This is a genomic window from Massilia sp. 9096 (assembly GCF_000745265.1).
GTDB lineage: Bacteria > Pseudomonadota > Gammaproteobacteria > Burkholderiales > Burkholderiaceae_D > Telluria.
The window spans coordinates 1,017,767-1,039,925 of record NZ_JQNN01000001.1 but is presented as its reverse complement, the minus strand read 5'-3'; the positions used below and the strand labels follow the sequence as shown (position 1 = coordinate 1,039,925).

Annotated in this window: 20 protein-coding genes; 11 read left to right on the top strand and 9 right to left on the bottom strand. The window is 70.7% G+C overall.

From position 1 onward, the window contains the following. Window positions 1-67: 67 nt before the first annotated feature. Window positions 68-3,460, bottom strand: coding sequence for a penicillin-binding transpeptidase domain-containing protein (locus FA90_RS04565; RefSeq protein ID WP_036166366.1), 3,393 nt, complete (start codon window positions 3,458-3,460; stop codon window positions 68-70). A 201-nt stretch (window positions 3,461-3,661) separates the two neighbouring features. On the opposite strand from FA90_RS04565, the gene FA90_RS04560 reads away from it, so the two are divergent. Together FA90_RS04560 and FA90_RS04555 are read left to right on the top strand one after the other, a co-directional pair. Beyond that, window positions 3,662-3,913, top strand: coding sequence for a hypothetical protein (locus FA90_RS04560; RefSeq protein ID WP_036166363.1), 252 nt, complete (start codon window positions 3,662-3,664; stop codon window positions 3,911-3,913). Between the two features lie 246 nt (window positions 3,914-4,159). After that, window positions 4,160-4,690, top strand: coding sequence for a YXWGXW repeat-containing protein (locus tag FA90_RS04555; protein WP_036166362.1), 531 nt, complete (start codon window positions 4,160-4,162; stop codon window positions 4,688-4,690). A 94-nt stretch (window positions 4,691-4,784) separates the two neighbouring features. On the opposite strand, the gene FA90_RS04550 is transcribed toward FA90_RS04555, so the two are convergent. After that, a complete protein-coding gene (locus FA90_RS04550; protein WP_036166359.1) occupies window positions 4,785-5,738 on the bottom strand; it encodes an IS1595 family transposase in 954 nt (317 codons plus the stop codon). Between the two features lie 126 nt (window positions 5,739-5,864). Here FA90_RS04550 and FA90_RS04545 point away from each other — a divergent pair, with 126 nt between their 5' ends. The 5 genes from FA90_RS04545 (at window position 5,865) to asd (ending at window position 11,456) form a co-directional block, all read left to right on the top strand. Then, a complete protein-coding gene (locus FA90_RS04545; protein WP_081933643.1) occupies window positions 5,865-6,671 on the top strand; it encodes a ribonuclease HI family protein in 807 nt (268 codons plus the stop codon). A gap of 58 nt (window positions 6,672-6,729) precedes the next feature. Beyond that, window positions 6,730-7,350, top strand: a complete 621-nt coding sequence (locus FA90_RS04540) for an HD domain-containing protein (RefSeq protein ID WP_373994630.1) — start codon at window positions 6,730-6,732, stop codon at window positions 7,348-7,350. Between the two features lie 122 nt (window positions 7,351-7,472). After that, a complete protein-coding gene (locus FA90_RS24785; RefSeq protein ID WP_051971422.1) occupies window positions 7,473-9,224 on the top strand; it encodes an ATP-binding protein in 1,752 nt (583 codons plus the stop codon). Between the two features lie 52 nt (window positions 9,225-9,276). Beyond that, window positions 9,277-10,530, top strand: a complete 1,254-nt coding sequence (locus FA90_RS04530; protein WP_036166356.1) for a tetracycline resistance MFS efflux pump — start codon at window positions 9,277-9,279, stop codon at window positions 10,528-10,530. Between the two features lie 74 nt (window positions 10,531-10,604). Then, window positions 10,605-11,456, top strand: a complete 852-nt coding sequence (asd, locus tag FA90_RS04525) for an archaetidylserine decarboxylase (RefSeq protein ID WP_036166352.1) — start codon at window positions 10,605-10,607, stop codon at window positions 11,454-11,456. A 12-nt stretch (window positions 11,457-11,468) separates the two neighbouring features. On the opposite strand, the gene FA90_RS04520 is transcribed toward asd, so the two are convergent. Next, on the bottom strand, window positions 11,469-12,392 hold the full coding sequence (locus FA90_RS04520) for an HDOD domain-containing protein (RefSeq protein WP_239700537.1): 924 nt from the start codon (window positions 12,390-12,392) through the stop codon (window positions 11,469-11,471). A gap of 17 nt (window positions 12,393-12,409) precedes the next feature. After that, window positions 12,410-13,333: a LysR family transcriptional regulator gene (locus FA90_RS04515; protein WP_036166346.1), complete on the bottom strand. Its 924-nt coding sequence runs from the start codon at window positions 13,331-13,333 to the stop codon at window positions 12,410-12,412. 120 nt (window positions 13,334-13,453) lie between these two features. On the opposite strand from FA90_RS04515, the gene FA90_RS04510 reads away from it, so the two are divergent. The 3 genes from FA90_RS04510 (at window position 13,454) to FA90_RS04500 (ending at window position 15,751) form a co-directional block, all read left to right on the top strand. Next, complete coding sequence (locus FA90_RS04510) at window positions 13,454-14,047, top strand: FMN-dependent NADH-azoreductase (RefSeq protein ID WP_036166343.1); 594 nt, start codon at window positions 13,454-13,456, stop codon at window positions 14,045-14,047. Between the two features lie 214 nt (window positions 14,048-14,261). Further along, window positions 14,262-15,068: a pirin family protein gene (locus FA90_RS04505; protein WP_239700984.1), complete on the top strand. Its 807-nt coding sequence runs from the start codon at window positions 14,262-14,264 to the stop codon at window positions 15,066-15,068. A 185-nt stretch (window positions 15,069-15,253) separates the two neighbouring features. Next, window positions 15,254-15,751, top strand: coding sequence for a hypothetical protein (locus FA90_RS04500; protein ID WP_239700536.1), 498 nt, complete (start codon window positions 15,254-15,256; stop codon window positions 15,749-15,751). Between the two features lie 24 nt (window positions 15,752-15,775). Here the strand turns inward: FA90_RS04500 and FA90_RS04495 are convergent, their stop codons facing one another. Continuing rightward, window positions 15,776-16,936 (bottom strand): acyltransferase, encoded by a 1,161-nt coding sequence (locus tag FA90_RS04495; protein WP_051971420.1) that lies wholly within the window; start codon window positions 16,934-16,936, stop codon window positions 15,776-15,778. Window positions 16,937-17,171: 235 nt separating this feature from the next. On the opposite strand from FA90_RS04495, the gene FA90_RS04490 reads away from it, so the two are divergent. Then, window positions 17,172-18,155: a succinylglutamate desuccinylase/aspartoacylase family protein gene (locus FA90_RS04490; RefSeq protein ID WP_036166340.1), complete on the top strand. Its 984-nt coding sequence runs from the start codon at window positions 17,172-17,174 to the stop codon at window positions 18,153-18,155. Between the two features lie 15 nt (window positions 18,156-18,170). On the opposite strand, the gene FA90_RS04485 is transcribed toward FA90_RS04490, so the two are convergent. The 4 genes from FA90_RS04485 to FA90_RS04470 are packed head-to-tail and all read right to left on the bottom strand — an operon-like array spanning window position 18,171 to window position 21,992. Continuing rightward, entirely contained in the window at window positions 18,171-18,446 is a 276-nt protein-coding gene (locus FA90_RS04485) for a lipid-A-disaccharide synthase N-terminal domain-containing protein (protein WP_036166338.1), read from the bottom strand. Next, window positions 18,439-19,230, bottom strand: a complete 792-nt coding sequence (locus FA90_RS24780) for a phosphatase PAP2 family protein (RefSeq protein ID WP_239700534.1) — start codon at window positions 19,228-19,230, stop codon at window positions 18,439-18,441. Before FA90_RS24780 ends, FA90_RS04485 begins: the two co-directional genes overlap by 8 nt. A gap of 18 nt (window positions 19,231-19,248) precedes the next feature. After that, window positions 19,249-20,892 carry a glycosyltransferase family 39 protein gene (locus FA90_RS04475; RefSeq protein WP_081933641.1) on the bottom strand — a complete coding sequence of 548 codons (1,644 nt, stop codon included), beginning with the start codon at window positions 20,890-20,892 and terminating at the stop codon, window positions 19,249-19,251. Continuing rightward, window positions 20,889-21,992 (bottom strand): glycosyltransferase family 2 protein, encoded by a 1,104-nt coding sequence (locus FA90_RS04470; RefSeq protein ID WP_239700533.1) that lies wholly within the window; start codon window positions 21,990-21,992, stop codon window positions 20,889-20,891. Before FA90_RS04470 ends, FA90_RS04475 begins: the two co-directional genes overlap by 4 nt. Between the last annotated feature and the right edge of the window lie 167 nt (window positions 21,993-22,159).

Below are 22,159 nucleotides of genomic sequence, written 5' to 3'. Positions count from 1 at the left end.
GTATGACAACAGATGATGCCATACAACCATGAAAGTCAGGCGCGCAGCTGGCCCGGGTTTACCCTTCTTATCTCGCGTTCAAGTTCAGCTTGCGCGCCGCCTGCGAACCCAGCAGTGCGGCCGCGACCGGCGCCGCATGCTCGCCGCCGGTGGCTTCCGAGTGGCTGACGAACACCGCCAGCGCCAGCCGGTGGTTCTGCCGCGGCAGGCTGCCGGGCTCGAGCCAGCCGGTGAACCAGACCGTGGCCTGCGAGCCATCGCCGACCGGCGCCGTGCCGGTCTTGCCCGACAGGCCGCGCCGCACGCCGGCCAGCTCGGGCGCGCGGAAGGCGCCGGCGGCCGTGCCGACGTCGACCACGCCCTTCATGCCGGCGCGGATGCGGTCCAGGCGCACGCCGAGTGCATCGCCCGGCGCGCCCTGCGTGTCCTGCGCGCGGCGCCCGTCGAGCGTGGCCAGCAAACGCGGATGGATCACGCGCCCCTGCCCGACCGCGCCGGCCGCCAGCGCCATCTGCAGCGGCGTCGCCTGCATGCGCAAGCCGATCGCCATCTGGCGCAGTTCGTGGCGGGTGTGCACCGGATCGATGCCGGCCGGCGTCGTCTGCAGCGCGTCCCAGCTCGACCACGCGTAATCCGGCGGCAGCAGGCCGCCGTCCAGGCGCAACGCGGCGCCGAAGCCGAGCCGGTGCGCCATCGCGACGATCGGGCGCACGCCGTCCAGCGCCCCGGCCTCGAGCGGCTGCAGGTCGGGCGCGCCGCCATCGGGCCGCTTGAGCAGGCTGCGGTCGGACAGCTCGCCGGCCCAGGCGAACCAGGTGTTCAGGCTGTAGGTCAGCGCCTGGGCCAGGCCGAGCCGGCCGTCCTGGGCGCGCCGGTCCAGGCCCTGGTCGCGGAAATTGGTGATGCGCGCGCGGCCGTCGACCGGGTAGGTGGCGGCCTCGGTGCGGAACGCCCAGCCGCGCCGCCTGGCGTAGGCGTTGATGCCGGCCAGCGGCAGGCCGTCCAGCAAGGCGTCGAGCTGCGGATCGGCTTGCGCCGCCAGTTCCAGGCCCAGGGCGCTGACGATCTTGAACGTCGAGCCCGGGCTGCGGTTGGCGCCGCCGTCATGCTGGAAGGCCGGCAGGCGTAGCGGGCTGGTGGCCGGGTCGATGCGGTCGAAGTCGCGCGCTTCCGTCCAGTTGGCGTTGTCCACCGGCGCATTGCCGGCGCCAGCCGCCGCCAGGATCGCGCCGGTCTCGGTGTCGAGCACGACGATACCGGCCTGGCGTCCGCTCGGGGGCGCGCTGCCGCCGCTGCAGGCGCCGTCCTGCCAGCGCCCGCGCCGCATGGCGATGCAGTCGAGCGCCGCCTGGGCGCTGCGCTGCAGGGCCAGGTCGATGCTCAGGCTGGCCTGGTGGCGCCCACCTGCGCCCGGCAGGCGGCCGAGCATGGCGGCGATGCCGCCGGTCTGCTCGGCGCGCACGCCCAGCAGCGTGGACAAGCCGGCCGCCCGCGCCTCCTGGCTCGGCGCGCCATCGCGCCACAGCGGCGCGCCGCCGCGATCGAACAGCATGACCTCGGCCGCCGCGCCGGCCGTCTTGTGCAGCGGGGTGGACGGCAAGGCTTGCCAGGCCAGCTGGCCGCCTTGCACGACCAGGTGGCGGTAGCGCGCGTCGCCGGGGGTGGCCAGCGCATCCATGGCGAGCGGCGCCGCCTCCAGCACCAGCACGCGCGCACCGGGCTCTAGCACCAGGTCGAGCACCTGCACCTGGTCCGCCGCCGCGCAGGCGCGGCCGTCGCAGGCATCGCGCCGCGCCGCCACCCGGGCGCCCTCGAGGTCGAGCAGGCGCCCGGCCAGCATCACGCGCACGTGCCCGTCCGCCGCTCCGGCGCCGCGCAGATCCAGGCGCAGGCGCGCCGCGGCGGCGCCGGCCGGCCAGGCCGCGACGCGGCGCCAGCCGCCCCAGCCCTGCGGCATGGCCGCGAACAGGCGCACGCCGGCGGCCGGCATGTCCTCGGCCAGCGGCAGCGGCGCCGCATTGCCTGCGGATGCGGTCTCGGCGCGCCAATCGGCGTGCAGGGTCGCGGCCGTGCCGGACGCAGGGGCGGCGGCCGCAGCGGCGTCCGCCGGGTGCACGGCGACGCGCCAGGCCAGCAGGCGGCGCTCGCTATTGAAGATGCGCACCTGCTCGCGCAGGAAGTCGCCGTCGGCGCGTCCGTACAAGTGCTCCAGCAGGCGCCGGGTGGCGGCGTCGATCGTCACCGCGTCCCAGCCGGTGGGGCCGAGCGCGCGCCAGGCGGCCAGATCGGGCGGCGCCAGTTCGGCCAGGCCGTCGCGCCCGAGGCGCACCAGGCCGCGCGCGCGCAAGGCCTCGAACAGCTGCTGGTCTTCCATCTGCGCCGGGGCGGCGGCGGGCACGCGGTAGTCGCCGGGCGCGAGGCGCGTCTCGACCGGCGCGCCGTGGAGCGGGAAAGCGGCCACCAGCGCGCGCGTCCCGGCCTGGCCGATCGCCGCGCCCGCGTCGGCGCGGTGGTACAGCTGCAGCGTCAACGCGCCCAGCGCCGGGCAGGCGCCGCTCGGCACGCGTTCGACGTGCAGCGCCGCATCGCCGCCCCACAGCAGCCAGCCCTGACGCAGCAGGCTGGCCGACGCGGCGGCCCCCTGCACCGGCACCCCGGCGCCGCTGTCGGCGATCCACTCGGCCGTTGCGCCTTCCCAGCGCAGCGCCAGCGGCGCGTTCGAATCCAGCGTCGACGCGCGGCCGCCGATCTCGACGCGCGGCATGGCGCCCTGCGCGCCGGCCAGCATCAGGTTGCGCAGCACGAGCGGCTGGCCGGATGCGTCGGCGCGCGCGGCCAGGCGCTCGACATCGGCCAAGCGGTAGCCGATCCGCAGCGGCAGCAGGCGGCCGGTCGGATCGCCCGGATTGGCGAGCTGGCTGCACAGGTCGACGCGGCGCGCCGCTTCGGCGCGCAGGCCGGACAGCATCAGAACGCTGGCCTGCGGCAGGCGCAGCAGACGCGCGCCGGCATCGGCGGGCACGTGCAGGACGGCGCCCGCCAGGGCCTGGCGCAGCACGGCGGCCGCGCGCGTTCCGGCCGCGGGGTCGAGTGCGGCCTCGGCGTCGGCCGCGATCCAGCGCGCATGCACGCCGATCAGCAGCGCGCCGCCGGTGGCCAGCAGCAGCGAGGCCAGCGTCAGCCAGCGCAGCGGCGCGGGCGTGCGTGGCCGTGACGGCGCCGCTGCGGCGGGTGCGGCGGCAAAAGTTGCGGTGGCAGCCACGGCGGTCCGGGCAGACCCGGCGAACCGGGCCGGCGCGAGCGCCTGCGCTGCCGCGTGCAGCCGCGCCCTTGCGCGCGCCACCGCCCATGCGCACGCGCCCGTACCCGTGCCCGCGTTACGCCTGCCCGCGCGCAGGTTGCGCGCGCGGCGCCAGCGCGTGCGTCCGTCCGCCAGGGCCTCGAATACCGCTGCGATCATCGCTCTCCTCCACTCATCCTTGGTTGCGCCCAGCTCTAGCGGAGGGGGCCGGAAAGTGCGCGCGAATCGGCGTTTCGTCCCGCGTTTCCTACCGCCTGTCGCAGGGCGCTGGAGCCTGCGCCGGCAGGCGCCTACAGTGACTCCATCGACAGCGCAAACCGGTCGATACACAAACCAACCGTACCCCTCAGGAGAGACATCATGAACGTCATCAAGCACATGGAAGCCGCCTTCCTCGTCACCCTCGGCCTCGCCGGCGCGGCCAGCGTCATGGTCGACGGCATCCCGTCGGCGCAGGCCCGCGTGACGGCCCCGGCCGCCTCAGCCGCCATGGCAGCGCCGGCCGTCGCCGCCCCGTCCGCCATCCCGGTGGTGCACGTCAGTACCAAGCGCATGAGCACGATCGAAAAGCTGCGCAGCCTGGCCGAAGACATGCGCGGGAGCCGCGCTTGACGGCGCGCTCGCCCAGGCGCGGCCGGCCGGACGACCGGCGCGCCTGCGGCAACCCCGCGCAGCACCATGCGCGTCATGCCCGCTGTTCATTGACATCGGCGTCCGGCGCCGTGCGCCCCCAGCGACACTGAACTCAGCGATTCTGTATCACTTGTAAGCACTTGCTTCAGCTCTCCAATTTTCCCGTCGCCAGCGCTATATTCACGCTCACAGACCTCGTGAAACCTTCCGATTTTGGAGACTGACATGAAACGCCTTGCTCTTGCCATCCTGATCGCCGCGTCCGCCGGCGCAGTCCCCCTGACTTCGAACGCCGCACCGGTCGACGTGTTCATCGGCGTCGCCCCGCCGCCGCCACGCGTCGAAGTGATCCCGGCGCCGCGTCATGGCTACGTGTGGGCGCCCGGCCACTGGCAATGGAACGGCCGCCGCCACATCTGGGTCGGCGGCTACTGGGTGCAGGAACGCCCCGGTTACGTCTACAGTGCGCCGGTGTGGGTCCAGCGCGGCCACGGCTGGGTGCTCGAACCCGAGCGCTGGGCGCCTCGCGGCGGCTACGGCCCGGGCTACGGTCCGCGCGTGGTCGAAGCGCCGCGCTACGCCGGTCCGCGCTACGAGCATGACCGCAACCGCGACGGCATCCCCGACCGCTACGAGCACGGCCCCCGCCGCGACGAAGACCGCGACGGCGTGCCGAACCGCTTCGACCGCGACCGCGACGGCGACGGCGTGCCCAACCGCTACGACAACCGGCCGGACAATCCGTACCGCCGCTGATCGACACCCCTTCCTCGTCTCTTGCAAGCGCCGGCCCGTCCGGCGCTTTTGTTTGGCTGTGTTCGCGTTAAGTCGACGTTTGCACCTGCCTTGACTAAGCTTGACGTACCGCAGCACACAGCCATTGCGCAGGTGTCTCCAACTCATGTGCATCGAGTAACCGCTGCCAGCCGGAATAGTTCGCCAGGTAGCGACTGGCGACACCCTTGAAGCGCATCAGCCAGCTTTTGAAACGGCTGTGCCAGCCATTGACGTTCTGGAGATGGATCGCGCCGCGTGCACGCCGGCCCGCGCGCAGGTTGACGGGCGCGTGCGTGATCCCGGTCTCGGCGGCGAAGCGGGCATACGCCGCTGCACTGTCGCTGATCAAGAGCACGTCTGGAGAAAGCACGGGTGTCAGGCGCGAGCGCAATTGTGCTGCCGTCACGGGACCGCGGCCGGTATGAAAATCCAGCGTCAGGCCGTTGCGATCGCGCACCACCAGCAGGCAGTCGTGCTCGCGGTTGACGCCGCGCCGGCTGGCCGCGCCGCCGCGTCGCCGGGGCGGTCGCGTCAACTGGCGCGCGCCCTTTTGCGATTCGAGGCGATAGGTCTCGTCGGCTTCGACGATCGCCGACAACGTCGACGGCCGATGGCGCGCGGCGCCCGGTCCGAACCGGTGGCGCCAGCGAAAACTCGTGGTTCGGTGCACGCCGGTGTCGCGCGCGGCCTGGCGTACGGTACGCGACTCGAGCATGCACTGGAGATAGGGCAGCCAGCGTTCGCGCTTGCGCAGCCGCGCCAGCGGCGTGCCGGTCAGGGCATTGAAAGAGCGGGCACAGCCGAGGCAGCGAAACCGTTGCAAGCCGCTGGCGCGGCCGCAGCGGTGCAGCCGCACAGCGCTGCAATGCGGACAGGGCCGGCCTGCCGCGGCCGCTTCGACCAGTGCCAGGCACTCGGACGGGTCGCGGATGCCGGCGATCCAGGCGCGCAATTGCGCCAGCTCGCTGCTGGACAATGTTGCGCCAGAAAGCAGGGCGAACAATTCGCTGAAGGTGGGCCGTTGCATCGTCACTCCCGATGGGCTAACTCGACAATGCGTAAGACTTCGGCAACGCCGTTTGGTTCACTTAACTAACGCGAACACAGCCTTTTGTTCTGGCGGTCGCGGCGCCGCAAATGTTATCCTGTCGGCATGAACGACCTCACCGATCCCGCGCTCGATCCTGACGCTCATTTGGACGCGAGCCTGGACGCCATTGCCTACAAGGCCGAGCGCGCCGCCAGCCGCCGCCTCGCGCGCGCGCAAGGGCTGAGCGAGGCGCAAGCGCTGCGCCGCACGCTGGCGCTGAGCGCCGGCCAGGCCGGGCTGGCGGCGCTGGTGGCCCAGCGCTTGGCCCAGCGCGAAACCGAGTCGGTCCGCGCCGCCGCACGCGCCGCCTTGCGCGCCACCGCCAAGGCGCGGCGCGAGGCCAGGCATGACGGCGGCCATGACGGCGGCGACGCCAGCGGAGCCATCGCCGCCGGGGACGCACGCCCGCCCGCCTGGCGCGCCTGGTTCGACGGCTCGGCCCGTCCGAACCCCGGACGCTGCGCGATCGGCGTGCTGCTGCGCGGCCCCGACGGCGCCGCCATCGAACTGGCGCGGGCGGCGGGACACGGCGACAGCAGCGACGCCGAATACCGCGCCCTGATCGCCCTGCTCGAGACCGCGCTGGCGCACGGCGTCGACGACCTGGCGATCCACGGCGACAGCCAGGTCGTCATCGGCGACGTCACCGGTCCCGATGCGCACGCCGCGCCGGTGCTGCGCGCCTACCGCGACAGCGCGCGCGCGCTGCTGGCGCGTTTCGCGCGCGTCTACCTGCGCTGGGTGCCGCGCCACAAGAACGCGCTGGCCGATGCGCTGTCGCAGCGCGTTCTGCCCGCCACCGACACCGACGCCAACCCTGAATCCGAATCCGAACCCGATGCACACCCCGCACCCAGCAGCGCCGCTTGAACCGCCCCAGGCCGCCGAACCGAACCCCGCCGAACTGGACGCCTGGCGCGCGCGACTGATGGCCCTGGCCGCCGCAGCGGCAGGCACCGACGGCGACGGCGCCCACGACGCCAACCACCTCGAACGGGTCTGGCGCAACGCCCAGGCCATCATGGACCATCATGCGCAGGCCGACCGCCTGGTCGTGCTGGCCGCCTGCTGCCTGCACGACCTGGTCAACCTGCCCAAGAACGACCCCGAGCGTCACCTGGCCTCGACCCGCTCGGCGCAGCTGGCGCGGCGCGAACTGGAGACGCTCGGCTTTCCGCGCGCGCGCCTGGACGCGGTCGCGCACGCGATCGCCGCGCACAGCTTCTCGGCAGGGATCGAAGCGCAGACGCTGGAAGCGCGCATCGTGCAGGACGCCGACCGCCTCGACGGCCTGGGCGCGGTCGGCCTGGCGCGCATGTTCTACACGGCCGGGCGCATGGGCAGCAGCCTGGCGCACGGCAGCGACCCGCTGGCGGCGGCGCGCGCGCTCGACGACAAGGCATATTCGCTCGACCACATCCCGGCCAAGCTGGCCAAATTGCCCGGCATGATGCGCACCGAGGCCGGACGCAGGCTGGGTGAGCAGCGCCTGGCGCTGCTGGAAGCGTTCCGGGCGACATTCGCGGCCGAGTGGAGCGGCGCGGCGTAGCGATCGGCGTGGTGCGCGCCGGCGGCAAGCGCAGCGCCGTCCGCTCCAGCTGCCTCTGACCTCGCGCGGGTCCGCGCTTTGCTACACTGGCGCTCAACAATACTTTACCGGTCCAGTTTCTCATGCCGCAAGCCACACATTCCTACCCCCCCTCGTTCAAAGCCGCGGTCGCGCTCGAAATGCTGCGCGGCGCCCAGCCGGTCGAGGCGCTGGCCACGCGCTTCGGCGTGGCGCCGGCGCTGATCGAGGAATGGACGCAGGTACTGGCCGGCGGCGCAGCGGCGGCGTTCGCGCAGGCGCCGGATGCGCAGGCCCAGGATGCCGACTTCTTCGACCATGGCGAACTGGCCAGGATCATCGCCGAGAACTCGACCCAGGGTCTGGCCATGATGGACGCGGCCGGCTACTGCGTCTACGCCAACAAGGCCTGGGTCGACATGACCGGCTACAGCGCCGCCGAGCTGAGATCGCAGCCGCTGCATGCGCTGGTACACCACCACCGCCCGGACGGCAGCGTGTATCCGATGCACGAGTGCCCGATCGACCGCGCGCTGCCGGAAAACTTCGACGTGCGCGCGCACGAAGACCTGTTCTTCCGCAAGGATGGGAGCAGCTTCCATGTCGCCTGCGCGGCCAGCCCGGTGTTCAAGGGCGGCAAGCCGGTCGCCACCGTGATCGAGATCCGCGACGTCACCGAGCAGAAGCGCACCGAGGACGCGCTGCGCCAGGCCGACCGCAACAAGGACGAGTTCATCGCGGTGCTGGCGCACGAGCTGCGCAATCCGCTGGCGCCGATCCGCGCCGCGGTCGACCTGTTCCAGATGCTCGGACCGGACAAGCCCGTGCTGCGGCGCGCCACCGAGGCGATGGCGCGCCAGGTCGGCCACATCACGCGCCTGGTCGACGACCTGCTCGACGTCGCGCGCATCTCGCGCGGGCGCATCGCGCTGCAGTGCGAACCCTGCGACTTGGCGCGCATCGTGCGACAGACCGCCGAAGACTACCGTCCGACCATCGAAGCGAACGGTGTCGAACTGGCGCTGCACCTGCCGGACGGTCCGCTCGCGGTCGACGGCGACGCCACGCGCCTGGCCCAGGTGGTCGGCAACCTGCTGCACAACGCCGCGAAATTCACGTGCAAGGGCGGCCGGATCGAGGTGCGCCTGGAACGCGATGTCGACGCGCACGGCGCGCAGGCCGTGCTGGCGGTCAGCGACAACGGCGCCGGCATGGCGCCGGAACTGGTGGCGACGCTGTTCACGCCATTTACCCAGGCCGCCCAGGGACTGGGGCGCGGCAGCGGCGGCCTCGGGCTCGGGCTGGCGCTGGTCAAGGGACTGGTCGAGCTGCATGGCGGGCGCGCCACGGCGTCCAGCCCGGGACTTGGCCTGGGCTCGACCTTGACGGTGCGCCTGCCGGCCGGCGCCGACGCCCTCCCCGGCGCCGATGCCGAGCGTGGCCAGGGCGGCGGCGCCGGCCTGCGCGTGGTGCTCATCGACGACAACCGCGACGCGCTCGACATGCTGGCCAGCCTGCTCGAACTGAACGGCCACAGCGTCGACAGCGCCGAGGACGGTGTACGCGGCATGGAAACAGTCATGGCGCTGCGGCCCGACGCGGTCGTGTGCGACATCGGCCTGCCGGGCGGGATGGACGGCTACGCGGTCGCGCGCGCCATCCGCGCCGAGCCGGCTCTGGCAGGCACGCTGCTGATCGCGCTGTCGGGCTACGGCCAGAGCGGCGACAAACGGAAATCGAACGAGGCCGGGTTCGATGCCCACCTGGTCAAGCCGATCCGCCACGCCGACCTCGAAGCCGCCCTCGGCGCGGCGCGCGCGCCACGGTCGCTGCCGGGCGCGGGCGGAACGAGTTGACGTCAAGTCAACAGTGCTACACTGGGTCTTTACGTCTTGTTCCGGCCCTTTCATGTCCCGCACCGCAGCGTCGGCCCGCGCCGGCAACCTGAACTTCGTCCTGATCTGCGTGTTCATCGACATGCTCGGCATCGGGCTGATCGTCCCGGTGCTGCCGGCGCTGGTCGGCGAGTACGTCGGCGCGCGCGGCCAGCAGGCGCTGTGGTACGGCGTGCTGTCGGCGGTGTTCGGGCTGATGCAGTTCGCGTTCATGCCGATGCTCGGCGCGGTCTCGGACCGGCTCGGACGGCGTCCGGTGCTGCTGTATTCGATGGCCGGCATGTGCATCAACTTTCTCACCACGGCCTGGGCGCCGAACCTGGCCTGCCTGTTCATCGGCCGCGTGATCGGCGGCGCCTCGTCGGCCAGCATGTCGGTCGCGTCGGCCTACGCCTCGGACCTGTCGACGCCGGACAACCGCGCGAAAAGCTTCGGCAAGATCGGCGCCGCCTTCGGCCTGGGCTTCATCTGCGGGCCGATACTGGGCGGGATGCTGGGCAACGTCGGCCTGCACCTGCCGTTCTACGTGGCGGCGGCGTTATCCGCAGCCAACTTCGTCTACGGCTTCATCGCCGTGCCGGAATCGCTGCCGCCGGAGCGGCGCGCCCCCTTCTCGCTGGCGCGCGTGAATCCGTTCGGGGCGCTGGCGCGGCTGCTGGCGCGCCGTGACATCCGCGGCCTGCTGGTGGTCTACACGCTGGTGACCTTCGCGCAGATGATGCTGCAGTCGACCTTCGTCCTGTTCACCACCTTCCGCTTCGCCTGGACCCCGGCCGACAACGGCATCGCGCTGTTCTGCGTCGGCCTGTCCTCGATCGTGGTGCAGGCCGGCCTGCTGGGGGTGCTGATCCGGCGCCTGGGCGAGGTGCGCCTGGCGCTGCTCGGCCTGGGATCGGGCGCGCTGGCGTTCCTGCTGTACGGCCTGGCGACACAGGGCTGGATGATCTACGCCGTCATCCTGTGCAACGTGCTGTCGTTCGCGGCCGGGCCGGCGCTGCAGGGCATCCTGTCGAAAACCAGCTCCACGCGCGAACAGGGCGAGCTGATGGGGTCCTTGCAGTCGATCGGCAGCCTCGGCCTGGTGATCATGCCGCTGGTCGGCACGGCGATGCTGGGCGCGGCCGGCACGCTGCCGCGCGGCGACTGGCGCGTCGGCGGCGCCTTTTACCTGTGCGCGGCCATGCAGGCGGGGGCGATGCTGGTGGCGCGGCGCTGGTTCCACGCGCGCGCACAGGCGCAGGCGCCCGTGCAGGTGCGGCAGCTTTAGAGCCCGAGGGCAAAAATCGTTCCCCGGCCGCGGCTGGCCGTTATAATTGGCGCGTATTCAATTCGAGGGTTACCGTGTCCGATCGTCTCAAAGTCTTGCCGCAATACCTGCTGCCCAAGCAGCGCCTGACCACCTTCGCCGGCCGCGTCGCCGGCGCCAAGGGCGGATCGATGACGACCCGGCTGATCCGCTGGTTCGTCGGCAAGTACGGCGTCAACATGGCCGAAGCGGAAAACCCGGACATCGCCAGCTACAAGAGCTTCAACGATTTCTTCACGCGTCCCCTGAAGGCCGGCGCGCGGCCGCTGGCCAACGCGGCCTTCGTGTGCCCGGTCGACGGCGCGATCAGCCAGTTCGGCGCGATCGACGACCACCACATCCTGCAAGCCAAGGGTCACCGCTTCACCACCACCGAGCTGGTCGGCGGCGACGCGGCGCTGGCCGCCCAGTTCCGCCATGGCAGTTTCGCCAACCTGTACCTGTCGCCGAAGGACTACCACCGTATCCACATGCCGTGCGACGGCAAGCTGACGCGCATGATCTACGTGCCGGGCGCGCTGTTCTCGGTCAATCCCACCACGGCGCGCGGCGTGCCCAACCTGTTCGCCCGCAATGAACGCGTGGTCTGCGTGTTCGAGTCGCCGGAGCATGGCCCGTTCGTGATGGTGCTGGTCGGCGCGACCATCGTCGGCAGCATGGCGACCGTATGGCACGGCGTGGTCAATCCGCCGCGCATGGTCAAGGTCACCGAGTTTTCCTATGCCGACCAGAACATCGTCCTGAAAAAGGGCGAGGAGATGGGGCGCTTCCTGCTCGGCTCCACGGTCGTGATGCTGTTCAAGCCGGATACGATCCGCTTCAACGGCGAGTGGGCGCCGGAGCGCAGCGTGCGCCTCGGCGAGCTGATGGGTGTGACGCCGGGCTGAAGCGCGGCGGCCTCAGCCGATCGCCGCGAACGAATCGTGGGTCGGAAAGCGTGCGCGCAGCCAATCCATATCGAGACCGAGTGCGGCCACGGTGTCGGCGGGCAGCGTGTCCAGCACGGCCGGGTCGTCCTCCGGCGTATCGGCCAGCAAGCTGGCCAGATGGACCACGCCGGCATGGCGGCAGAACCGCGGCGCCTCGTGCGGCGCCGAAGCGCGTGCCAGCGCCGTGACGATCCGCTCCGGGAAATTCCAACGGCGCGCCAGCTCGGCCGTGATCTGGCCTTCGGACATGCCGAGCAGCTTTTGCTCGCGCTCCCAACGTGCGCCCGGCAGGTGCGGCAGCTGCTCGATCTCGGCAAAGACCCTCGGCTCGACCTGGTAGATCAGCAATTCGCCCAGGCGGAGAATCATCCCGGCCAGCCAGGCTTCGTTCGCGTCCACGCCGGCCCCTTTGGCCAGCCAGCGCGCGTAGCCGGCGCATGCCCTGCTGCTTTGCCAGAACTCATTGCTGTCCAATCCCGGCAATCGCGGGAACGCATCCGCAAAGCAGGCGGCCAGCGCCAGCGTCCGCAACTGGGCGATACCGATCAGCGTGATCGCTTCATCGAGCGAGGCGACCGCCCGGCTGGCGCCGAAGCGCGCGCTGTTGGCAAGCCGGAGCAGCTTGGCGGTGAGCGCGGGGTCGCGCCCGATGATGGCGGCGACGGTCCTGGTCGACACGTCGTCGTTGTCGAGCGTGGCGATCAGCGCGTGGGCCACTGCGGAAATGGTAGGGAGGCGGACGTTTTCAAAAAAGCTGGCAAGAGTGAGCATGGCATTCCAGGGATCGGGTGACGTGACGCCCAAAGGTGTAAATACGAAACCAGTGTAATGCCATATCGAAACTTTTTGCTGATTTTTTCGATTTTTGGAAAGAATGTCGTCGGGGAACGACATTCAACTTTGCACGCCGTTCAGGCTCCCCCCCCCAAGCTGCGCCGCTGCTCGTTGCAAAAGCCTTCTTCCAGCATATCCAGGAATACGCGCAGCTTGGCCGGCATCAGCCGCCGTCCCGGAAACACGGCCCAGCCATTACTCTCCGGCATCTCCCAGTCCGGCAGCACGCGCACCAGTTCGCCCCGTTCGATGAAGGGCCGCGCGTACAGCAGCGAGCTGATCGCGATACCGGCGCCGCCGCTGGCGACGCGCGCGAGCACCTCGGGTGAATTGGCGGTCAGGCGCGGACGCATTTCACGTTCCCAGTGCACCTTACCGCGCTGCAGGATCCACGGGGCCGGGCCGCCGCTGCGGCTGAGGATGCACAACAGCTCGTGGTTGGCCAGGTCGTCGGGGTGCTCGGGGATGCCGCGCAGCGCCAGGTAGCCGGGCGAGGCGAACAGGCTCAAGCGATTGATCACCACGCGGCGCGCGTTGAGCGTCGAATCGACCGGCAGTTCGCCCATGCGGATGGCGACGTCGAAATTCTCGGCGACCAGGTCGACCCGGCGCGGCGACAAGTCCAGTTCCAGCGACACCGCCGGATAGCGCTCCATGAAACGCGCCAGCAGCGGCCCCATGCCCAGGTTGGCGAAGTCGTGCGGCATCGACACGCGCAGCTTGCCGCTCGGCTCGGCCTGGCGATGCTGGGCCAGCGCGCCGGCCGCCTCGACCTCGTCGGCGACCTTGCGCGCGTGCTCGAGCAGGCTGGCGCCGAACTCGGTCAGCACCAGGCGGCGCGTGGTGCGCTGCAGCAGGCGCTCGCCCAGGCTGGCCTCGAGCAGCGCGATGCGGCGCGATACGGTCGACTTGGGCAGATCGAGGCGCTGGGCGGCCATGCTGAAGCTGCCAGCCTCGACGATGCGGGCAAACAGCAGCAGATCGTTCGGTTCCAAGTCCATCGCGTGCAGATTGTTCCACTGACTGAATAATGTTATCCATTCTATCGTCTTCCACTCTATATTTGGAACCGCTAAAGTGTCTCTATCGCAATCCACCACCCCAACACGAAGGGAACGACCATGAACATTCTGCAGATCAACTCCAGCGTCCGCGGCGCCGCCTCGGAATCGAGCCGTGTCGCCAGCAGCATCGCCGCCAAGTTCGCCGCCGCCTACCCGGGCGCGCAGATCAAGGTGCGCGACCTCGGCGCGCAGCCGCATCCGGTGCTGGACGAGACCGCACTGGGCGCCCTGTTCACCCCGGCCGAATCGCGCACCGCCGAGCAGTCCGCCCGCGTGGCGCTGGATGACGCGCTGATCGCCGAGATCCAGGCTGCCGACGTGGTCGTGATCGCCGCGCCGATGTACAACTTCGGCGTGCCGGTCCAGCTGAAAGCCTGGTTCGACGCCATCGCCCGCGCCGGCGTCACCTTCCGCTACACCGAGACCGGTCCGGAAGGCCTGCTCAAGGGTAAGAAAGTGTTCGTCGCCACCGCACGCGGCGGCATCTACCCGGCGGATGCCGACCCGCTGGTCCCGCACGTGCGCATGCTGCTGAACTTCCTGGGCATGACCGACAACACCTTCGTGTACTCGTCGGGCCTGGCGATGGGTCCGGAAGCCGCGGCCAAGGGCCAGGCCGAAGCCGACGCCGCCGTCGCATCGCTGGTTTAAGTCCAGTCTGCCGTAGTCACCGGCGCCGCGCCCTGCGGCGGCGCCGCCCAGTGCCGTCCTTCGACGGCATTTTTTTTCGAGGAGATCGATCATGAGCGAACCAGTCACCAGCCCGTCTGCCCCCACTGAGGCCGCCGCTTCGGCCCCCGTCGTGCCGGATGCGCGCATCGAGCGCTCGCGCGGCGTCGAGCGCCTGGTCGGCGGCCAGTTCGTGATGGACGGCGCCGGCGTCAAGATCAACCGCGTGCTGACCCAGCCGCTGCAGCGCCGCCTCGACCCCTTCCTGATGCTGGACGCCTTCGGCAGCGACAAGGCGGGCGACTACATCGCCGGCTTCCCCGAGCACCCGCACCGCGGCTTCGAGACCGTGACCTACATGATCAAGGGCCGCATGCGCCACCGCGACAGCGCCGGCCATGAAGGCCTGGTGACCGACGGCGGCGTGCAGTGGATGACGGCCGGCCGCGGCGTCGCCCACTCCGAGATGCCGGAGCAGAACGAGGGCTTGATGGAAGGCTTCCAGCTGTGGCTGAACCTGCCGGCCAAGGACAAGATGAGTGCGCCCTGGTACCGCGACATCCCGACCGAGGACGTGCCGAAGTTTTCGCTGCGAGGTGAGCACAGCGCGGGCGCCACGGTGCAGGTCATCGCCGGCAGCACGCACGGCGTCGCCGGCGCGGTGCGGCGCGAAGGCACCGCCCCGATCTACCTCGACATCGAACTGCCGGCAGGCGCGACGCTCGACGCGCCGCTGCCGGCCGGCCACAACGCCTTCATCTACGTGTTCCGCGGCGAAGTCGTGGTCGAGGGCAAGGGTGTGCCGCAAGCGCGCATGGCGATCCTCGACAATGCGGAAGGCGCCGACGGCGTACGCATCAAGGCCGCGCAGCCGAGCCGACTGCTGTTGATCGCCGGCCGTCCGCTGGGCGAACCGATCGCGCAGTACGGACCGTTCGTGATGAATACCCAGGCCGAACTGATCCAGGCGGTCGAGGACTTCCGCGCCGGGCGCTTTGCCTGAGGAAGCTCGCCTGAGCGGGTTCGCGTGAGCGGGTTCGACTGACGTTATCGTTTCCTGCGCGGGCGGGCGGTCGCAGGAACCGCCCGCCCGCGCCTTCGTTTCGCGCGGTGCGGCACCGCTGGCCGGAGGCGCGACCACGGCTTGCGCCGGATCTTTTGCTACACTGGCCGGCGTTCGATTTTCGTTTGACTTTGACGCCGATGCCGCTGCTGCCCGTCCTTTCCCACTTGCTCGCCCGCGCCAGCCGCGCGCTCGGGCTCGAAACCGTCGACGCCTTCCCGCCCGGCCACCGCTACGCGCGCACGCGCTGGGACCCGGCTTGTTTCGACATCGCCTCCGACCTCAAGCCAGACGCGATCGAGCGCGCCATGTGCACGGCGATCGAGAACACGCCGGCCGTGTTCGCCCACATCGAACATCCGACGCCGCGCATGCAGCGCACGCTGCTGGCCGCGATCCATGCGCGCCTGCGCCGCGGGTCCGGTGCGCAGGCCGTGCCGGGCGACCTGGTCGGCATGCTGATCGACGCCTACGCCAGCCCGGTCACCGAAGAAGCCGTGCCCGGCCTGCGCGCGGCGATCGCCTCGACCGAGGGCTACGATCCGTCGATGCGGGTGGCGCACCTGACCGCGTTCCTGGCCGACATGCCGGCCGCCTTCGACGTCATCGACGCCACGCGCTGACTTTGCCCGCGCACCCGCTGGTTTTTACGCCTCGGCCTCGGCACGCGCCTCGCGCACCGGGGCGTTGTCCGGCACCCAGCGCGCGCGCAGGCGCATGAAGGGCGTCTCGACCAGCCGGTACAGCAGCCAGCCGGCCAGCACCGAGGCCAGCATGCACAGCGCGATCGTCAACAGGTGCTCGGGCCCGTAACCGGCCGCCGCCAGGGGCTTGGCCAGCATCACGCTGACCTGCTTGTGGACCAGGTAGATCGCATACGACCACAGCGCCAGGCTGGCCGCGCCCGGCACGCGCAGGCGGTACAGCAGCGAGCCGGGCGCGAGCGCGGCCAGGATCAGCAGCGAAAAACCGAGCGCCAGCAGCGGGTAGCCGAACACCGTCGTCCACAGGCCATAATGGTCGGCGGCGAACCAGTGGAACGCCGCCCCGATCGCCGCCGCGCCCGCCGCCAGCAGCCGGTTGCCGTGCGCGAGCACGCGCTGCCAGGCGCCGCCATGGCGGTTCTTGAGCAGGGCCAGGGCGACGCCGGCCAGCAGCTCGTCGCAGCGGCACCAGCTCGAGTAATACACGTACTTGTAGTAGTGATGCATCCAGTTGGCGGCGCCCTGGCCGTCGTGCCAGATCGTGGCGCGCACCAGCATGCCGGCGATCCAGCCGAGCGCCAGCATCGCCCAGGCCCAGCGCGGCGACGTGCCACTGCGTCCCAGGAATGCGCCGAACGCCGCGGCCGCCGGCAGCAGCATGTAGAACTGCTCTTCGATGCACAGCGACCAGGCGTGCGAAAAGGCGGTGCCCGGCTCGAGGTGGATGTTCTGCGTGAACGTCAGGTACTGCCACAGCGGCAGCATCGGCGTCGACCCGCGCCAGGCCGGCCACAAGGCGTACAGCGCCAGCACCACGTAGAAATTCGGCAGCGTGCGCAACAGGCGGCGCGCGTAAAAACGCGGCATCGACAAGCCTTGCGGCCGGCCGAGCGCCCTGAAGATCTGGTTGCCGATCAGGTAGCCGGACAGCGCGAAGAACAGGTCGACGCCGGCCCAGCCGATCTCGCCGACCCAGCCGAAGGTGGCCGCATCGCTGACGAACAGTGTGTAGTGATGCAGCACCACCAGCGTGACCGCGAGCGCGCGCAGGGTGTCCAGGCCGTGGATGCGGCGTGCGGCATGGGTGGTGTCGGCGCGGTTCATGGGTGTGCAGATGATGGGGTAAATAAGAGGGTGGATGAGCGGGTGGATGAGCGGGTGGATGAGCGCATGAATGAGCGTGCGGGTAAGCTCGCAAAGGAGCGTGCGAATCGACGAAGCCGCCCGATTGTGCCATGCTGGACGCGCCCACGCCAATGGCCGGCGCCGCCAGCCACCGCTTGCCGCGCGCCGCTTTCCCGCTACAATGCCCGCACCATTTTCTCCCGGAAGCCCGAGCATGAGCGCTGCCAGCCAACTGCACTTCAAATCCTTCAACTACACCGGCCAGGCGCCGGGTCCGCGCGTGATCGTCATGGGCGCGACCCATGGCAACGAGACCTGCGGCACCGAAGCCATCCGGCGCGTCATGGCGCAGATCGACGACGGCCAGTTGGCCATCCAGCGTGGCAGCGTGACCTTCGTCCCGATCGTCAACCCGCTGGCCTACGCCCAAGGCACGCGCTCGGGCGACCGCAACCTGAACCGCGACCTGTTCCCGAAGGCGAACCCGCAGGACTTCGAAGACCGCGTTGCCAACTGGCTGTGCCCGCTGCTGGCGCAGCACGACGTGCTGCTCGACCTGCACTCGTTCAATGCCGCCCACGGCGAACCATTCGTGATGGTGGGCCCGCCCGATAATGACGGTCCGCTCGAACCATTCAGCCACATGGCGCAGGAGCGTGCGCTGGCACGCCGGCTCGGTGTGCGCCGCTTCGTCACCGGCTGGATGGCGGCCTATGGCGGTGGCGTGCAGCGCCGCACGCGCAACAGCGGCGCTGGCGCGGCCGAACTCGAGACCGTGCTGCGCTACGGCGTCGGGACCACCGAGTACATGCGCAGCACCGGCGGCTATGCGCTGACGCTGGAATGCGGCCAGCACCGCGATCCGCAAGCGCCGGAAGTGGCTTACCGCGCGATCATCAACACCCTCGCCTTCCTGAAAGTCGTGGACGCGCCCGAGCCTCAGCCGCTCCCTTTCGAGGAGATGGAAGCGCTGCAGATGGTCGTCGTGCACGACAAGCTGGATGCGGGCGACCGCTTCACGCGCGAATGGGCCAGCTTCGACGCGGTCAGCGAAGGCGAGCAGATCGGCGTGCGCGCCGACGGCACCCCGGTCACGGCCGAATTCTCGGGCCGCATCCTGTTCCCGGACACCAATGCCGGACCGAACCAGGAATGGTATTACATGACCCGGCCGAATCCGCAGTTCGGACGCGAATAGCCAGGGCGTGCCCGCCTACGCGCGCGCGCGGGCGCGCTCGGCGCGGATCAGGTGCAGGTTGCGCAGGTAGATCGCCACCCCCAGTCCCTGCCCCGCCGTGAATACCGGGTCGTGCCGGTGCAGTGCGTACACCAGCAGCACCAGTGCCCCGGCGATGCTCAGGTACCAGAAGGACACCGGGATCACGCTGCGCTGCCGGCGCTCGCTGGCGAACCATTGCAGCACGAAGCGCCCCATGAACAGGGCCTGGCCGCCGAAGCCGAGCAGCAGCCACCACGTGTCCTCATCCATCCCATCTCCTTTTCTGTGCGCGCCACCATCCCATGGGCGCCAGCATGCGCAGCATTTCCCAGGCACCCCACGCCAGGCAGACGCTGCCGATCGCGCGCTGCATCGGCATGATCGCGGGGATGCCGATGTGGCGGCTGACCAGCAGCCAGGCCGCCACCGCCAGCAACAAGGCGCCGACCAGGAAACCGCCCGGCCCCGATGTGCGCCAGCCCCGGCGCCCGTACATGGCCAGTCCGAGCCAGGCGCCGATCCAGCCGCCCAGCATGCCCCACAGTACGTCCAGCGGCCAGTGCACGCCGAGCATGATGCGCGACAGCCCGACCAGCGTCGCCACCAGCAGCAGCGCCGCGCGCAGCAGCCAGTGCCGGCCGACGCCCATCACCCAGATCCCGGCCAGCGCGAACGCCGCCGCCGCATGGCCGGACGGGAAGGACACGTGGCGGTAGGCCGGCCCGGCCTGGTAGAAGAACTCGGGCGCAAACACCCCGAGAGGGCGCGGCAGGTCGATCACCTGCTTGGTCACCTGGGTCCACAAGCCGGCGATCACGGCCGCCACCAGCGCCGCCCAGAATGCACGCGGCGCGCGCCGGATCGTCGGCAGCACCAGCGCCAGCGCGACCCCGCCGTCGCCCAGCATCGTCAGGTGCAGCCAGACGGCGGGGCCGAGCACCTGGCCGCCGTGGTTCAGCCACAGGAATATGCTCCGGTTGCTGCCGGTGGCCAGCACCAGCAGGAACAGCAGCGCGGCGACCCCGGGCGGGGCCCAGATCCAGGGGGAAGGCATGGCGGCGCGCATGCCGGCTCACCCCGGCATCCGCAGGAGGACGACCCCGCCCTTGCGGTACAGTACGTGCACCGGACCCAGCGCCGGCAGCGCGTCGCTGCGCGTCAGGATCACCTGCCCCGGCCCCGGCCTGGCCGCGGCGCCGGGACCGGCCGCGCCCGGCGTGACGGCGCCGCGGTAGAGCGAGAAGCTGGGCGCGTTGATGCGCCAGCTGTGCACCGCCCAGCCCCGGCTACGCGCCAGCAAGGCCGCTTCCTTGACCGGTCCCTGCTGCAGTTCGGCGAGGGCCGGCAGCAACAAGGCGCCGGTGGCGCCGGCGCAGGCCAGCCCCGTTGCCGCCAGGCGTGGCCACAGCGGCGCCCGGCGCCACAGAACCAGGCCGAGCACGGTCCCAAACAGGAGCGCGGCCCCGGCCAGCCAAGCCGGGCCGAAGACCTCGGGCCGGCCCAGCGCCTCGCGGAGATAGGCATTGCCGATCCCCGGGGCCGAGTGCGCCAGCACGAAGGGCAAGGCCAGCACGGCACCAAGGAACAACAGCCCCGGCGCAAAAGCGAGCCCATGCCCGGACAGATTCGAGCGCAGGCGATGGCGCGCACGCGCCATCAGGACGAACAGTGGCGTCGCCCCATACAGCAGGTAATGCGGCAGCTTGGTCGACGCGAGCGAAAAGAAGACGAAGACAAACAGGAACCAGCACCACAGGAAGACGCCGGCCGGATCGTCGCGCCGCGCGCGCCAGGCGGTGCGCAGGGTCGGCAGCGTCGCCAGGAACAAACCGCTGTAGGGCAGCACGAGCAACAGCACGGCGGGCGCGTAATACAGCACGCCGCCGCCGTGGCCCTGCAGCGGCGCCATGAAACGCTCGACGTTGTGGCGCATGAAGAAGCCGGCCAGGAACGCATCGCCGCGCCGGCCATATTCGAGCAAGTACCATGGCGCCGCCACCGCCAGCAGGATCAGCCAGCCGGCCGGGTCGCGCAGCGCGCGCCACCATTCGCGCAGGCGGCCGAGCGCGGCATAGGCCAGCGCACTGGCGGCGCCCGGCACCAGCAGCGCCACCGGCCCCTTGGTCAGCAGGCCCAGGCCGATCCAGAGGAACACGCGGCGGCGCAGGCCGGGCCGCGTGTCGACCGGCGATTGCGCTTGATAGCGGATGATGTCGAAGATCGCCAGCGCCAGCAAAAGGTTGAGCAGCGCATCGGCAATCGCGCCGCGTCCGATCACGGTCACGCCCGCGCTGGTGGCGGCGATGAAGGCGGCGGCCCAGGCGGTGCCCCTGTCCGTGAAGCGCCGCGTGAGGGCGTAGACGGCCGCGATCCAGGCGCAGCTGGCCAGGCTCGAGGGCAGGCGCAGGTCGAACTCGTTCAGGCCGAACACCTTACTGGACGCCGCCTGCAGCCAGTAGATCAGGATCGGCTTGTCGAAGCGCGGCTGGCCGTTCAGCCAGGTCGAGACATAGTCGCCGCGCGCGAGCATCTCGCGCGTGGCTTCGGCGAACGCGCCCTCGTCGACGTCGAACAGCGGGATGCCGCCCAGGCGCAGGAACAGTCCGACGTAGACGGCCGCCAGCAGTGCCAGCACGGGCGCATGCGCCTGCAGGCGCCGGCGCGCGGACGTGTGTGCGCGCGCGCGGCCTGCGGGCGCCGCAGCCTCGGCCCTCACGGCGGCTCCCCCTTCAGGCCGTCGCGCGCGGCGTGTGCGCCGGCCTGTACGCCCGCGCCCAGCGTTTCCCGCACCAGGTAGGTCCGCGCGCCGCCGGCCTCGAAATAGGTCCGCGCCAGCATCTCGGTGACGATGCCCGTGCAGATGAACTGCACGCCAATGACCATCATCAGTACGCCGAACAGCAGCAGCGGCCGGTTGGCGATCGCTGCGCCCTCGCCCAGCTTGAGCCAGGCCAGCCAGCCGAGCGCGCCCAGGCCGAGCGCCGCGCAGGCCAGGCCGATGCGCCCGAAGAAGTGGCCGGGGCTGGCGCGGAAACGCACGAAGAAATACATCGACAGCAGGTCGAGCAGCACCTTGAGCGTGCGCGACAGCCCGTACTTGGACCTGCCATGCACGCGCGGGAAGTGGCTGACTTCTTCCTCGCGGATGCGCGCGGGCGAGGTCACGGTCGCCATCCAGGTCGGGATGAAGCGGTGCATCTCGCCGTACAGGCGCACTTCGCGCAGCACGCCGGCGCGGTAGATTTTCAGGGAGCAGCCGTAATCGTGCAGGTCGATGCCGGTGACCGCCACGATCAGCCGGTTGGCCAGCCGCGACGGCAGCCGGCGCAGCCAGAAATTGTCCTTGCGCTCGCGCCGCCAGCCGACCAGCAGGTCGAGATCATCGTCGAGCAGGCGGCGCACCATGCGCACGATGTCGTGCGGGTTGTTCTGCAGGTCGCCGTCCATGGTCGCGACCACGCTGCCGCGCGCACGGTCGATTCCGGCCTGCATGGCCGCGGTCTGGCCGAAGCGCCGCCGCAACAGGACCGCCGCGACCCGGTCCGGGCTGCTCGCCACCGCTTCGCGAATGCGCTCGGCGGTGCGGTCGCCGCTGCCGTCGTCGACCAGGATCAGTTCCCACGGCCAGGGCGAGGCCGCCATCGCGGCCTGCACCTGCGTGGCCAACGGCAGCACGTTGTCTTGTTCGTCGTACATCGGCACGACGATCGACAGCACGGGCTGCGCCCCGTCGTCCGGATCGGCGGCGTCGGGTCCCGCGGCGCGCGCCGGCGCCGGGCCCGGCGGATGGATGGCGCCCGCTCCTTTCATCGGCATCGTCTGTTCTCCCAAAGAGTCCCGGCCCTTGCGCCTGGCTGGACCTATCTTGGGCGGCAGGGAGGTTCGGACCCCGACACAGCTCAAACGTGCGCGGGAACCTCAGCCTTGGGGTGCAGCGGGCGGAACCGCATCGGTGCGCGGCCCATCTTTACTTCGTGCCATCA